This window comes from Flavobacterium sp., from assembly GCF_013823965.1.
Lineage (GTDB): Bacteria > Bacteroidota > Bacteroidia > Flavobacteriales > Flavobacteriaceae > Flavobacterium.
The window spans coordinates 1-15,069 of the sequence record NZ_PNNA01000015.1 but is presented as its reverse complement, the minus strand read 5'-3'; the positions used below and the strand labels follow the sequence as shown (position 1 = coordinate 15,069).

The following is a 15,069-nucleotide window of genomic DNA, read 5'->3' as shown; positions in this document are numbered from 1 at the left end:
AATATAAAGAATTTTATTTTGGAGAATGATTCCCGCTTATGCCCACAAACACAAGTCAGCATAAAACAAAAAGAAAGCCTAAAAGATTAAATACTTTTAGGCTTTCTTCGTTCAAACAATTTATGGTGTTTTGGTCTCTTCTGCTGGTTTTTTCTTTTTGTTGAACAAGCCGTTCAATAAATCCGCTGCTTTTGCTTTTACGTCTTCTTTTGTAGCTGGAGTAGCCGTTTTGGTCGTGTCGGTTGATTTTTTGGTGTTTTTGTTGAGGTAGTCCGTCAATGCCGAAGTCCCTTGTTTTATGGCTTTTTCTTTTTGTTGTTTCACCAATTGATTGGTCAAATTCGTAACGGCACCTTTCATGTCGGTCGAAATTTTCGGGCTGCTGAAATTTCCCGTCATCAAGGCGTTTATCGGGACGTTTTCCAGTTTTGCGGCATCGGCAGGAGACAATTTTGCAATCAGGGCATTGGCTTCCGTTCCCAGATATTTGGCCGGAACATCAAATTTCAGGCTGTAATGCATGCTTTGGTCAAAACCGTGGGTTCCGCCAATGGTCGCCTTGATGTCTTTGTATTTGATGTCAAACGGTTTCACGTTCACTTTTCCGTTTTCGAATGTCACGGCCGCTTTCAAGTCATTCAGGTTGATTTTGCTCATGTCAATGAACTTCAAGTTGGCACCCAAAGCGTTGAGCAAAGTCGAATTTTGGGCACTTACGGTTGTCGAAAGCAGTTGCCCCAACAAATCCCCGGTAAGCGAATTCAAATCGGGAGTCAATTCCATGGCGTCGAGATTTCCGTTGAATTTCATGGTCGAATTGATTTTTCCATTGATGATTCCGGCGATGGGCGCAATTTTTTTCAACATATTCAGTTGGGTAAACGATTGTGCAATATCCACTTGGTTCAAATTCAAGTCCATATTGAAAACTGGTACTTTTTCTTTGGTGGAAACCGCACCGTTCACGCCGATTGTTCCTCCAAAAATGGAAGTTTTCACGTTTTGCAAAGTGACTTTTTCGTCTTTTACAATCAATTTTCCCGATACGTCTTTCAAGGTCAAATTGTCGTACAAAACCGTGTTGGCTTTTGCAGTAAGCGTGCAATTCAAGAAAGCGGGAATCTTCATGGCTTCGGCTTTTTTGGCTGGTTTCGGCTGTTCGCCGTTGCCAGCATTGGTTTTGGGTTTTTCCTCCGTTGTCATGAAATCACTAACCGCCAATTGATTGGAATTCATGTTGAAATTTCCTTTCAATTCCTGGTTTTTGAATATGAAACCATAGAAATTCTCCAAAACTCCCGTCACGCTCAAGTCGCTTTTTCCGGTCGTTGCGTTGAATTGTTTCAAATGGACTTGACTCGGATTGAACTGTACCAACGCATTGCTGATGGTCATCGTTTTGCCGTTTTCATCCACATATTTAAAGCCCGACAAACTCATTGTGCCCGCATTGTTGATGTTTTGGTATTGGCTTTTCTCCACGGATTGCATGTCGAATTTGGTGGTCACGTCGGCTTTAAGGATTCCGGACAAAGGTTTTTCCAGTTTTATCGGATAGGCTTTGGACAGATTCCCCAAATTGATGGTTCCTTTCAAGGCAGCATCTACCAAGGCATTTTCGGTAATGTTGCGGATATTGGCTTTGGCATTGAAAACGTCTTGGTCAATGGCAAAAGACAGTTTGTCGAGATTGACGTAAGTGTCGTTCAAAATCCCTGTTTCGTTGATGATTTTGGTGTCGATTACAATGTTTTTGACCGATTTTGAAAGATTTGGATATTGAAACGAAGCATTGTTGGAAGCGATTTCAATATTAAATTTCGGAACGGTTTTGTCCGAATACAATCCTTTGGCAAAACCAGCAACGGTAAAATCACCCGTCGTTTTCACGTTGTCCAAACTCGAGGAATAAGCTGCGGGAATAAGTCCCAAGAAGTTTTTGAAGGAAGAAGTGGGCGTCTTGAATTTTATATCATATTCTTGTCCGGCATCGACCATTTGGATAAAACCATCAAATTCCAATGGCAATTGGTTGATGAGGGCTTTGTTTTTCTTGAAACTGTATTTTCCGTTTTTTAAATCAATTCCCAATACGGCGTCCAGAGAGATGGAAACATTTTTCATGTAATTCACTTTGTCCATCGAAAACACGATTTTGGCAGTCGATTTGGTATCTAAATCCAGTTTTTGGGCAGCAAAATCTCCGGTTCCTTCGTGGTTCAGGCTGTCAATCGTCATTTTTATTTTCGATTTTTCGTCCGTATAACGAAACTGGAAATTCTCGATTTTATAGTTCTGGATTTTCAACGAAAGTGGTTTGCTTTTGCCGTCTGTTGCCGGTTTGTCGTCTTTCAAGGCAATATCGTAATTGGCCAATCCGTCTTTGTTGAAAATGATGTTGATTAGCCCATTTTTTGAACTGATTCCGTCAATGTTCATCGGTTCTTTTTCTCCTTTGAAAAGTTCCTTGATGGACATTTTCAAGTTCAATTCGCCCAAGGAAACCAAGGTATCACCCTCAAATGGCGCTTTGTTGATGATGACCAATTTTTCGATGGTCACGTTGGCATTGGGGAAATTTTTGAACAAACTCAAATCAGCGTCGGCAAAAGAAATTTTGGCATCGACTTTCTCGTTGATGGCTTGTGCTATTTTGGCTTTTATCTGGTCTTTGAACAGGTAAGGAGCAGTAAATAGAGTTCCCAAAAGAAGAACAATCACGATTCCGGCGGTTATTAAAATTTTCTTTGTCATAATTAATTTCTTTAGATTCTGGTTGTGGAGCAAAAATGATGCCTTGTGGTTTTATGAAAACGTAGTTTTTTTATGATATAGTGTTTTTAAGCAATATTTTAAATTTATAATACTGAAAATCCGTTTAAACATTTGCTCAAACGGATTTTTCAGTAAACGATTATTGTCTTCTAATTGATTTTAATCTCAAATGGCATTATGGCCTGAACTCCTTTTTGTGATTGCATTCTTTTTATTTGTTCCATTATTCTATAGGTTTCTTCGCCTAATTCTTCTTTGATGAAAGATTCTTTTGATTTTGCAAACGGCAGATTTTCCAAAAGATCATTGATGTCTTTTTCGAATTCCGGGAAGTTTTGGGTGCTGTAGTCTTTGATTTTGGCTAGTTTTGCCGCTTCTTTCAAGGCATCATCCAAACCACCGATTTTATCGACAAGACCAATTTTGACCGCTTCGGAACCTGACCAAACTCGACCTTGGGCAATGGAATCCACTTGCGCAAAAGTCATTTTTCGACCTTGTGCAACATGGGACACAAATGTTTTGTAAATATGTTCAACGCCTTCAAGAGTAACGGCTTTAAATTTTTCGTCCAAAGGTAAAAACGGACTGTATTCAGCGGCATTTTCATTGGTTTTTACTTGTTCTGAATGCAAACCAATTTTTGTTGCCAATTGGGTAAAATTGGGCAATATTCCAAAAACTCCAATTGAACCGGTGATGGTGTTGTTTTCGGCAAAAATTGTATTGGCATTACACGCAATATAATATCCGCCAGAGGCAGCGTAATTTCCCATCGAAACCACTACGGGCTTCACTTTTTTGGTCAATTCAATTTCTCTCCATATTAAATCTGATGTCAAGGCATTTCCGCCGGGACTATCAATTCGGAGCACGATGGCTTTCACGTTTTTGTCTTTTCTGGCTTCAATCAGCGAACGACGCATAGAACCTTCGCCAATGGTGTTGATGTCTCCTTCGCCGCTCATGATTTCGCCTTGTGCATAAATAATGGCGATTTTGTCCTTGGTATCGAAACTGGTTGAAGTGGTAAGTAGTTTTCTGGTATAATCCAAAATGCTGATTTTGTTGTAGTCTTTGTCTTTTTCGACCTTCAAAGCTTTTCGGATAGCATCGTGATACACGTCTTCATAAGCCACGATATCGACTAGTTTTTCGGCTTTTGCCATTTCGGGAGTTCTGGCTAGAAGTCCGTTGGCAATCTCGTTTAATTTGGCAACGGAAACATTTCTGCTTTTCGAAATGTCTGCCGTAATGGAACTCCAAACCGAATTCAACAATGCCGAAATTTGTTCTCTATTGGCATCGCTCATTTTGTTGTCCAAGAAAGGTTCCACGGCACTTTTGTATTTTCCGTGACGAATCACTTCCATTTTAACACCGGTTTTGTCCTGAAAATCCTTGAAAAACATGATTTCTGCGGCTAATCCTTTGAAATCTAAATCGCCAACAGGGTTCAGGTAAATGGTATTGGCCACGGAATTCAAATAATATTCTTTTTGCGAATACGAATTGGCATAAGCCATGACAAATTTCCCTGATTTTTTAAAGTCTTCCAAGGCATCACGCAAGGCTTTTCTTTGGGCTATTCCCAGTTCGGATTCTTCATTCAAAATCGAAATTCCCTTGATGTCGTCATCCGTTTTGGCGCTTTCGATGGCATTGATAATATCCGAAAGTCCCACTTTTTCGCCATCTGCCAAAATGGTCATCCAAGGATCTTTGTATTTTCCCGCATAATCATTTTTAATGTGTCCCAAGTTTAATTCTATAACGGAGTTGTTTTTGATAGTCACTTCTTCGGTGTCACCACCAAAAACGACGGCAATTAATACTATCCCAAAAAAGAACAGCATCAAAAAAACGAATAGACCAACAATGGTTGCCAAAACATTTCCTAAAAATCTCATAATTATATTTTTTTAATAAGTAGTAAAAGAAGTGTATAAGTTACAAATTTAAACTTAAAAAAAGGATAAATTTAGTTATCAACACTGGGGCAAATATAGTTCTATTCTAAAATTGTTTTAGTTAATTTGTGGTTAATATGAAATCACAACATCAGGTCGTTTTATCTCTAGGCAGCAATCAAGGCAATCGTCTTGAAAATGTGGAGCGTAGCCTTGAAATGATCCATCGGGAAATAGGAACGATTATCAGAATTTCGAAGTTGTATGAAACGCCATCTTGGGGTTTTGACAGCGATGCTTTTTATAATTGTGCCTTGGTCATTCATACTTTTAGTTCGGCCCACAAGATTTTAGAACAAATTTTGAGTGTCGAAAGACGATTGGGACGAGTTCGTGGTGATGGATTGGGTTACCAATCCAGGATTATTGACATCGATTTAATTACTTTTGATGAAGACATTATTGAGACGGAAGAACTTCAGATTCCGCATCCGTTGATGCAAAACAGAAAGTTTGTGCTGTTGCCAATGCTGGACTTGAAGTTGGATTGGATGCATCCTGTTTTTCATAAAAAAATTCCCGAATTATTAGAAAACTCGCCCGATGAGAGTGTTTGCACAATTGTAAATCAATTAAGAAATCCATTGGACGGCATTCCATTGGAACAATTCAATTACATTGCTTTCGAAGGTAATATTGGTGCCGGAAAAACAACATTGGTCACAAAAATTGCCGAAGATTTTAATGCCAAAACGGTTTTGGAACGCTTTGCCGACAATCCGTTTTTACCCAAATTTTATGAAGACCAAAATCGCTATGCTTTCCCGCTCGAAATGTCGTTTCTTGCCGACAGGTACAAACAATTGTCGGATGATTTGGCGCAATTTGATTTGTTCAAGGACTTCATCGTGGCCGATTATCATATTTTTAAATCCCTGATTTTTGCCAAAGTAACGCTTCAGGAAGACGAATTCAGGTTGTATAAAACCATGTTCGACATCGTTTACAGGGAAATGCCAAAGCCGGATTTGTATGTTTATTTATATCAAAATACCGAGCGTTTGCTGGAAAACATAAAGAAAAGAGGTAGAAGTTACGAGCAAAATATTCCGGCGGATTATTTGGATAAAATCAATAGTGGCTACCTGGATTACATCAAGTCGCAAACGAATTTGAATGTCTTGATTATCGATGTTTCCGACAAGGATTTTGTAAAAAACCAGGAAGATTATCTTTATATTTTGGACGAAATTCAAAGAAAAATCAGCAAATAAAATCAGCAAATAAAATCAATCCTTTTTTATCTTTTTAGCGAAAAATGTCCTTTTATTTCTGGTTTTCCATTTCCTAAATTTAAAACATACCAATAATCGTCGGCAGGCAAGGGTAAACCGTTGTACATTCCGTTCCAGCTTCTGTTTGTGGCATTAAGAACGGCAAGGAATTTACCGTATCGGTCAAATAATTTTACTTCGGCTTGCGGATATTTTGAAACACCTTTGATTTCCCAGACATCATTGTAGGAATCACCGTTTGGAGTGAAATATTTAGGAATACCTACAATTACAATTTCTTGATGAACAAGTCCGCAACCGTTTTTGTCATTGACATAGACTTGATGAATTCCGGCGGGAACATTAGTAAAGAAATTGGAGTCTTGCCAAAATCCGTTAGGTTCATCGATGCTGTATTGGTAATCGCCTGGGCCGGTTGCATTAACAGTTACGGTATTGACATCGGTTAAATCTACAACATCCACAGAGACTATGGTGGCGATGTTCGAAGCGGTAACAGTAATGGTTCTGGTTCTGCTGCATCCGGAATGATTTGTCACTTCAACAGTATAAACTCCTTCGGCATTTACGCTCAATGTTGGGGAATTTGTGCCAATACTTGCGCCATTTTTTGCCCAAACATAATCGTAATCACTGGTCGGAGAACCGTCTAAAATTCCTGCATTTAACGTTACAAAAAAGGTCGAAAGATTTGAACATACCAATTCATTGGCGAGACCATCTATGTTCAAGTCGATATTTGGAATCGGATTGATTACAAAATTTAATGTGGTTGTTGCCGAGCAAACCGTGTTTGATGGATTTTGAACGTTTACTGTAATGTTTTGAGTATTGGTCACGAATGGATTAGGCAATGGACTTGGCAAAAGAACATTATTTTGGTCGTAATATTTGACAATCATTCCTGTTTGTCCGCCAAGAATGGTGGTTTCAAATGTTGAGGTGTCAAAAGCAAATTTTCCGTCTTGATTGATTGGATCCGCCTCGTCATCGCAAGCCGTTGTAAGAGTTGAAGGTACAGGAAATGCCAGTGGAGAAACATCTACAATAAACGTTATGCTGGTTTCATCAAAACAATGTTGCGGGCTAGTATTGGTAACAACTGCTTTTATGGTTTGCGAAGTTGAAGTGAAATTTGCAGGAAAAGGACTTGTGATTAAAACTCCGTTCGCATCTTTCAGAGGGTTGTTGGCCTGGTCGAAATAAGTAGCCGTTACGTTGGTTTGTCCTTTTAATAAATCGGATTCCAGTGATGAGGTATTGAATGTAAATATGCCGTCGTTGTTATCGTCACATTGCCTAGGAATTGTCACGGTATTTGCTACAGGCAAAGCTTCAACATTCAAGGTTAAGTACGGGCCTAAACCGTAGCAAGCGTTGTCTAAATCGCTATCGATGCGTATCCAAATATCTTGCGAATTGGGATAGCCAATGTTTCTGTAATTTGAAATATCGCTAATAACGTTCAGTTCCGCCAAAGCATCGGCTTGGTTTCGATAATATTTAATGTTGTAGATGTCTGTCGTAGGTAAAAGTCCTCTTATAATCGCTTCTGTCGAAGAAAAATCAAAAGTGGTGATGCCATCACGATTGTTATTGTTTCCGTTGTTGTTACCATCGACATCTAAAAAATCGTCGCAAACAGGAGGGAAAGTTATTTTGTAGTTTGGATTAATGTTGGTGGCCGGAACTTTCAAAGTAATTTTGGCAACACTATGACACCCCGTTATTTTATCTGTAATTCTTGACCAAATGTCCATTAAAGTTGGGGTCGTATTTTCAAAAGCCAATTCGGTTGAAATTAAATCGGCAGGAATTGCATTGTCAGCCCCGTTTGGTGAGGTGTAATAAGTAAAGGCTTCATTGGCTGAGTTTGCTGAAATGGTATTGTTATTTACGGTTAAATTAAACAACGTTTTCCCATCTACAATCATGTCGCTGTCACATTGAATAATAGTAATGTCGTTAACCACTGGCAATGGATTAACGGTTACCGTGATTTCTGATCTTGGTCCTTCGCATCCTGTAATGGTGATGGTTTGGCTTACGTAGTATTTTGTTGTGCCCACAGTTGTCGTCGCCGGGGTTGGACTTGTTGCACTTGACGTACCGCCTGTAGGTGTTGAATACCAATTAAGAGTACAATTCGCCGATGCAATTGCAGTAAGAGGAATTGCAATTTCATTATGGCAATACGATATATTATTTACAACAGGAGCTGTAGGTAATGGATTTACGGTTACGGTTATTTCAGCTCTTGGTCCTTCGCAACCTGTGGAGGTAATAGTCTGGCTTACATAATATTTTGTTGTACCCACAGTTGTTGTCAACGGACTTGGACTTGTCGCGCTTGAAGTACCACCTGTTGGCGTTGTGTACCAATTTAAAGAGCAATTTATAGATGCAGTTGCGGTAAGAGGAATGGCAGTTTCATTTTGGCAATAAGCAATGTCGTTTACTGTTGGTATATTAGGTAAAGGATTCACCGTTACGGTTATTGCTGCCCTGGGGCTTTCGCAATTGGTTGTAGAATCGGATTGACTTACATAATAAGTGGTTGAACCCGCAATTGTTGTAATTGGTGTTGGACTTGTTGCTGAAGCAACACCACCTGTGGCTGCAGTGTACCAATTTAAACTGCAATTTACAGATGCAGTAGCTGCCAAAGGGACGGCAGTATCATTCAAACAGTATAAAACTGGACTTGTGGAAGAAGCTGCTATTTGGGGAAAACTCGGTAAAGATTTTATAGTGGCAATAATTTCGGTTCTTGGTCCATTTGGACAATTCCCATTTGTGGCATCAACATAATATGGGGTTGAGGTGAAAAGTATTGGTGTTGTAAATGAGTTTCCTGTCGCTACTGGAGATCCGCCGGTACTTGATGTATACCAACTTACGACACCATCACTAGCGGTGGCTTGAAGGGTAAGACTTCCAATGTCGCATTTCGAATTTGCAATAGTACTGGTTATTTTGGGAATGGTAATTTTTGTACTGGCCGAAATTTTAATATTTTCAACATCACCCGGAACCATTTCGCCATATTCTACTATGTATCCTTGAGGATAATAGGCGCCAGTTCCTCCAGTATTAGGCAAATCATTCCAAGATCCTTTAATTCCGCCAATCATTCCAGGAGTCGTGATGTGGGCATAATTTTCACTGCCAACAGCGGCGCCAGAATCATTTGGTTCACCATTATTCCAAAAAGTAAAAGTCATTAAGTTTCCTGCTTCAGGCCCTGTAACCCATTTCCAAATACCTTCGGTTTCTGCATCACTACCGCCAATCCATCCTGCTCCTGGCGCTTGTTCTCCTGCTAACTGTGCTTCATCTGCAGCAGTTAAGGTGGCCAAATAACCTTTTAGGCCATAATAAATTTTTGTTTCTGCTGCTGCTTTCGCATCAGTCCAAGTAATTCCAGGAGAGGAAACATACTCGTAGAAATGTTTGTTTCGGGGCAAATAACTTAATTGTCCTGTTCCTAAATTAATAGAAAAAGTTCTCACTCCTGATGGAGAAGTTGATGAGTTGCTGAATAGGATATCTTTGATGGCAGCTTCAAAATCTGCATAAGGAATTTTGCTTCCATTTGAGCTTGATAATTTTAGCATTCCTTCTGACACAATCCAATTTGATGAAATAGATGGGTGAGAACCTGAGAGTGTTAATAAATCACCAGTAGTGTAACCCGAAGAGATTTGGATAGAAACAGCATCCGTAGTGGGTTCAGCCGGATCAGGTACTATACTTATGGTTTCCACAATTTTTAAAGAAGTTCCGGGGCAATAGATTTGATTGCCTGTTGCGGTGATTACAGGTGGATTAATCGTGTTAGCGATTTTGCTGCAGTTTTCTGAAAAATTGGCCGTGGCGTCTTTTTTGATTGACCAATTTCGGTCTGAATGGGCTTTGTCATCTACTTCTATGCATCTGAGATTAGAATTTTGTGCTAAACTTAAAACGTTAAGGTTTGCATTGTTTCCATTTTTTAGGTTTACATTAGTCAAATTATTATTATCACAAAGCAAAACTTGCACCCAAATGTTTTTAGAGATATCTATAGATGTCAATTTGCTGTTGTAAATTGAAATTTTGGTTAAAGAAAGGTTGTTGGAAAAATCTATGTTTGTTAATTTACTGCCAATGCATCCAAATTCAGTCAAGGCAGTGTTTTTAGAAATATCGAGGGTAGTAAAAAGATTTCCTCCACAAGAAAGATAGGTTAAGCTCGTGAAATCTTGAATACCCGTTAAGTCCGAAATATTTAAATCGTGTAGACTAATTTCGCTTATATTGCGGATATTTGCTGTTGCTACTCGTTTGTCAATAATGTCGTCAAATCCCTTCTCTATTAGTGCCTTTTCAAAATTTACATCAGGAATTGCTGTGTACTGGGCATGGCTAAAAAAATTGGTGATGAGTAAAACAAGAAGGAGTGATTTTTTCATAAAGCAAACGAGAAAAAAATAGGAAAAATTCAATTTTTAACAAATCTACAAATTCCATTTCATTTTTTTGAAAAAATCCCAAACCACAATTCCAGCACTAACGGAAATATTCAAGGAATGTTTAGTCCCCAATTGTGGAATTTCGATGCAACCATCACAAATTGCAACAGCTTCTTGCGAAACTCCGAATACTTCGTTGCCAAAAACTAAAGCGTATTTTTTGTTCTTTTCAATGGTGAAATCTTGAAGGAAAATGGCGTTTTCTACTTGTTCGATAGCCAATACAGTAATTTTTTCGGCTTTTAAATTTTGAATGACTTCGAGCACGTCTTTAGAATGTTCCCAAGCAACTGTTTCGGTTGCGCCAAGTGCTGTTTTATGAATTTCCTTGTTGGGTGGAGTGGCCGTGATGCCACACAAATATATTTTTTCGATCAAAAAAGCATCGGCTGTCCTGAATACCGAGCCTATATTATGCAGACTGCGGATGTCATCCAGGATCAAAATGATTGGAGTTTTTTCGGATTGTTTAAAATCTGCTATGGATTTTCGATCGAGTTCGCTGTTTTCTAGCTTTCTCATAAGTATTTGGTTCAAATAAAAAAGCTTCCAAATTAAGGAAGCTTTTTTGTAATATTAATTTTTCGAATTTAGCTTTTTGGAGCCTCAGCCGCCAATACATTTCCTTTAATAGTAAGCACTTTTGAAGGAGTTCCAGTTGCATTCGAAGTGATGGTTACTGTTTTTGTAAATGGTTGTCCAGCTCTTGACGTGTCATATTTCACGCCAATAACACCTTTTGCACCAGGTGCAATTGGTTCTTTCGAATAAGAAGGAACAGTACAACCGCAAGAGCCAGTTGCATTTGTTATAATTAATGGTTTATTTCCATTGTTGGTAAAAACAAATTCGCGTTTCCCATCAGAGTTTGCGGCTATGGTACCGTAGTCTATCGTTTCTGACACGAAAACCATTCCAGCACCTTCTACTTTAGGTACAGCTGGGGTTGTTACTTTTGTTGTTGCTGCTTTTTTTGCAACTTTTTTGGTAGCTTTTGTAGTTTCTTGGGCATTAGAGAAAGTAAATGCCAAAAGAGCTATTGAAAGTGTAATTAATTTTTTCATCATTGATTGATTTAGAATGAGTCACAAATTTATATAAAAAAACAAAACTCCATCCTAAATTTTTCTTAAAATGATTTTTAAATTTTGGAGTGTTCATTATTCGCCATAAAATCTATAAATTCGCTTTCTGTTAAATTTTAAAAAATAGCATTTTGTCGTCAAAAGAAAAAGTGGTGAAGGAAACACCTTTAATGAAGCAATACAACGAAATCAAAAGGAAATATCCCGATGCTTGTTTGTTGTTTAGGGTGGGAGATTTTTATGAAACATTTGGCGAAGACGCTATTCGTGCTTCCAAAATTTTAGGAATAACCTTGACCAAACGTGGTGCGGGTTCCGAAACTGAAACGGCTTTGGCTGGTTTTCCGCATCATTCCATCAATACCTATTTGCCCAAATTGGTCAAAGCTGGACTTCGTGTGGCAATTTGCGACCAGCTCGAAGATCCAAAAATGACCAAAACCATCGTGAAACGTGGCGTTACCGAATTGGTGACTCCTGGAGTTTCGATGAACGACGAGGTGTTGCAATCCAAATCGAATAATTTCTTGGCGTCTGTTTATTTTTCCAATAAATTAATCGGGATTTCGTTTCTGGATGTTTCTACAGGTGAATTTCTTACCGCCCAAGGCAATGCCGAATACATTGACAAGTTGTTGCAGAATTTCAATCCAAGTGAGGTTCTGGTTCCTAAAAATAATAAAAACGATTTCCGAGAAACTTTCGGGGACGACTACCACAGTTTTTATCTCGAAGACTGGATATACAAAGAAGATTACGCTTTCGAAACCTTGACCAAACATTTTCAGGTTATTTCCCTGAAAGGTTTTGGAGTCGAAGAATTGAAGGAAGGAATTATTGCTTCTGGCGCTATTCTGTATTATTTGTCCGAAACCCAACATAATAAAGTGCAGCACATCACGGCAATTCAACGCATTGCCGAAGATGCATACGTCTGGATGGATCGATTCACGATTCGCAACCTCGAATTGTATCACAGTTATAATCCCAATGCGGTGACACTTTTGGATGTGATGGATAAAACGCTTTCGCCAATGGGTGGTCGTTTGCTCAAACGTTGGTTAGCTTTGCCTTTGAAAGATGCCGCCAAAATAAGCAGCCGTCATCAGGTGGTGGCTTATTTGAAAGAGCATCAGGAAGTGTTGAAAAACATTCAAGTACAAATCAAGCAAATCTCGGATTTGGAGCGTTTGATTTCGAAAATTGCAGCCGGAAAAGTGTCGCCGCGCGAAGTGGTGTATTTGAAAGAGTCATTAGATGCCATTATTCCAATAAAAACTTTGGCTTTGGAAAGTCCGCAAGAAGCAGTGAAAGTTATTGGCGACAGTTTGCATAGTTGTGATTTATTGCGTGAAAAAATAAAAACAGTCTTGAATCAAGATGCGCCTGTGGCCATTGCCAAAGGAAATGCGATCGCCAAAGGGGTTAATGAAGAATTGGACGATTTGCGGGCCATTTCCACTTCGGGTAAAGAATTCTTGGAAGGTATCGAAAAGCGAGAATCCGAAAGAACGGGAATTTCGTCCTTGAAAATTTCCTTCAACAATGTTTTTGGCTATTATATCGAAGTCCGAAACACGCACAAAGACAAAGTCCCGGCAGAATGGATTCGCAAGCAAACTTTGGTCAATGCCGAGCGTTACATCACCGAAGAGTTGAAAGAATACGAAACCAAAATCCTTGGTGCCGAAGAAAAAATTTATAAGATAGAATTAGAGTTATTCGAACAATTGGTAAGTTGGATTGCGCTTTACATCAAGCCAGTTCAAATGAATGCCAATTTGGTGGCGCAATTGGATTGTTTGTGCTCGTTTACGCAATTGGCTATCGAAAATAAATACGTTTGTCCAGAACTCGACGAAACATTCGAGCTGGAAATCAAAAACGGAAGGCATCCCGTTATCGAAAAACAATTGCCGGTGGGCGTGCCTTATATTGCCAATGACGTTTTCTTGGACAGGGAAACACAACAGTTGATAATGATTACCGGACCCAATATGTCGGGTAAGTCGGCTATTTTGCGTCAAACCGCCTTGATTGTGCTCTTGGCTCAAATGGGTAGTTTTGTTCCAGCAGATAGCGTTCGAATGGGGATTATCGACAAGATATTCACCAGGGTGGGAGCTTCGGATAATATTTCGATGGGTGAATCCACTTTTATGGTCGAAATGAACGAAACGGCTTCCATCTTGAATAATATTTCGGATAGAAGTTTGGTGCTTTTGGACGAAATCGGGAGAGGAACCAGTACGTATGACGGAATTTCAATCGCTTGGGCAATCGCCGAGTTTTTGCACGAGCATCCAGCCAGACCGAAAACGCTTTTTGCGACGCATTATCACGAGTTGAATGAAATGAATGAATCCTTGCCGAGAATCCAGAATTACAATGTTTCGGTCAAGGAATTGAAAGATACCGTGCTTTTTATTCGAAAATTGGTAAAGGGAGGAAGTGCGCACAGTTTTGGTATTCACGTGGCAAAAATGGCGGGAATGCCGCAAATAGTGATTTTGAAAGCACAAAAACTCTTGAAAAAATTAGAGAAAGACCATTCCAACGAAGCCTTGAACGGAATCAAATCGGCCAAGGACGAAATGCAGATGAGTTTCTTTAATCTGGACGACCCTTTGTTGGAAGAAATCAAGGACGAGATTTTGGGGTTGGACATCAACACGATTACGCCAATGGAAGCCTTGATGAAGCTCAATGAAATCAAAAGAATGTTGACCAAAAAATAGTTTCCCAACATTTAAGGTTTGGGTTATCAGAAGGTTATATTTTGTCTGTGTATTTTTTATAAAAAAGGCTTGTGTAATTGAATTAATGTATTAAATTTGCATCCGCAATACAGAACAAGTGTTGCGGTTCTTTTGAAATAAAAATGCGAAAATAGCTCAGTTGGTAGAGCGCGACCTTGCCAAGGTCGAGGTCGCGGGTTCGAGCCCCGTTTTTCGCTCAAAAACCATACGATGCTCGGATGGTGAAATTGGTAGACACGCTGGACTTAAAATCCAGTGAACAGCAATGTTCGTGCGGGTTCAAGTCCCGCTCTGAGTACTAGAAAAGCCGTAAAGAATTAATTTTTAATTCTTTGCGGTTTTTTATTTTAGGGCTGTCTTGTTTTGAGGAATCAAGTCGGAATCGAAATACTATATTTCTTGGTAAATTAAAACATATAATTTCAGAAAAAAAGCCATGACACTTTTTCGTGTATGGCTTTTTTGTTTTCCTACAAATGACATTTTTTTGTTTGGAAATTTATTTTGAATTTGTTCAAAATAAGGCAAAAAAAAAGCCACGCAATGCGTAGCTTATTTTTTTGTGTAATTTTAAAAATTACTTAGCTTCTGGAGCAGCAACAGCAGCAGTATCAGCAACAACAGCAGCAGTATCAACAGCTACAGCAGCAGTGTCAACAGCTACAGCAGTAGTGTCTACAGCAACTTCTTCAACAGGAGCTTCAGCTTTTTTACATGATACAACAGTCAAT

General features: G+C 39.1%; 7 protein-coding genes and 2 tRNA genes. 4 read left to right on the top strand and 5 right to left on the bottom strand.

Annotated elements, in window-relative coordinates; all coding sequences use genetic code 11:
- Positions 1 to 120: 120 nt before the first annotated feature.
- On the bottom strand, positions 121 to 2,754 hold the full coding sequence (locus tag C0430_RS01730; protein ID WP_290864836.1) for an AsmA-like C-terminal region-containing protein: 2,634 nt from the start codon (positions 2,752 to 2,754) through the stop codon (positions 121 to 123).
- A 170-nt stretch (positions 2,755 to 2,924) separates the two neighbouring features.
- A complete protein-coding gene (gene sppA, locus C0430_RS01725) occupies positions 2,925 to 4,685 on the bottom strand; it encodes a signal peptide peptidase SppA (protein ID WP_290864834.1) in 1,761 nt (586 codons plus the stop codon).
- Between the two features lie 137 nt (positions 4,686 to 4,822).
- On the opposite strand from sppA, the gene folK reads away from it, so the two are divergent.
- The gene (folK, locus tag C0430_RS01720) at positions 4,823 to 5,959 is read left to right on the top strand and encodes a 2-amino-4-hydroxy-6-hydroxymethyldihydropteridine diphosphokinase (protein WP_290864832.1); all 1,137 of its coding nucleotides are present in this window, start codon (positions 4,823 to 4,825) and stop codon (positions 5,957 to 5,959) included.
- 26 nt (positions 5,960 to 5,985) lie between these two features.
- Here folK and C0430_RS01715 read toward each other — a convergent pair whose 3' ends face one another.
- The 3 genes from C0430_RS01715 to C0430_RS01705 form a co-directional block, all read right to left on the bottom strand.
- Positions 5,986 to 10,434: a T9SS type B sorting domain-containing protein gene (locus tag C0430_RS01715; protein ID WP_290864830.1), complete on the bottom strand. Its 4,449-nt coding sequence runs from the start codon at positions 10,432 to 10,434 to the stop codon at positions 5,986 to 5,988.
- 45 nt (positions 10,435 to 10,479) lie between these two features.
- Positions 10,480 to 11,016: an RNA methyltransferase gene (locus C0430_RS01710; protein WP_290864828.1), complete on the bottom strand. Its 537-nt coding sequence runs from the start codon at positions 11,014 to 11,016 to the stop codon at positions 10,480 to 10,482.
- Positions 11,017 to 11,084: 68 nt separating this feature from the next.
- Positions 11,085 to 11,558 carry a DUF1573 domain-containing protein gene (locus tag C0430_RS01705; RefSeq protein ID WP_290864872.1) on the bottom strand — a complete coding sequence of 158 codons (474 nt, stop codon included), beginning with the start codon at positions 11,556 to 11,558 and terminating at the stop codon, positions 11,085 to 11,087.
- A gap of 152 nt (positions 11,559 to 11,710) precedes the next feature.
- On the opposite strand from C0430_RS01705, the gene mutS reads away from it, so the two are divergent.
- The 3 genes from mutS (at position 11,711) to C0430_RS01690 (ending at position 14,636) form a co-directional block, all read left to right on the top strand.
- Complete coding sequence (gene mutS / locus C0430_RS01700) at positions 11,711 to 14,317, top strand: DNA mismatch repair protein MutS (RefSeq protein WP_290864826.1); 2,607 nt, start codon at positions 11,711 to 11,713, stop codon at positions 14,315 to 14,317.
- Between the two features lie 145 nt (positions 14,318 to 14,462).
- Positions 14,463 to 14,535, top strand: a tRNA-Gly gene (locus C0430_RS01695).
- A 15-nt stretch (positions 14,536 to 14,550) separates the two neighbouring features.
- A tRNA-Leu gene (locus tag C0430_RS01690) sits at positions 14,551 to 14,636 on the top strand.
- Positions 14,637 to 15,069 lie beyond the last annotated feature (433 nt).

Excerpts from the sequence above, each read along its gene's own strand:
- sppA (WP_290864834.1), bottom strand. The coding sequence starts at position 4,685 with ATGAGATTTTTAGGAAATGTTTTGGCAACCATTGTTGGTCTATTCGTT.
- C0430_RS01705 (WP_290864872.1), bottom strand. The coding sequence starts at position 11,558 with ATGAAAAAATTAATTACACTTTCAATAGCTCTTTTGGCATTTACTTTC.
- C0430_RS01715 (WP_290864830.1), bottom strand. The coding sequence starts at position 10,434 with ATGAAAAAATCACTCCTTCTTGTTTTACTCATCACCAATTTTTTTAGC.
- folK (WP_290864832.1), top strand. The coding sequence starts at position 4,823 with ATGAAATCACAACATCAGGTCGTTTTATCTCTAGGCAGCAATCAAGGC.
- C0430_RS01730 (WP_290864836.1), bottom strand. The coding sequence starts at position 2,754 with ATGACAAAGAAAATTTTAATAACCGCCGGAATCGTGATTGTTCTTCTT.
- C0430_RS01710 (WP_290864828.1), bottom strand. The coding sequence starts at position 11,016 with ATGAGAAAGCTAGAAAACAGCGAACTCGATCGAAAATCCATAGCAGAT.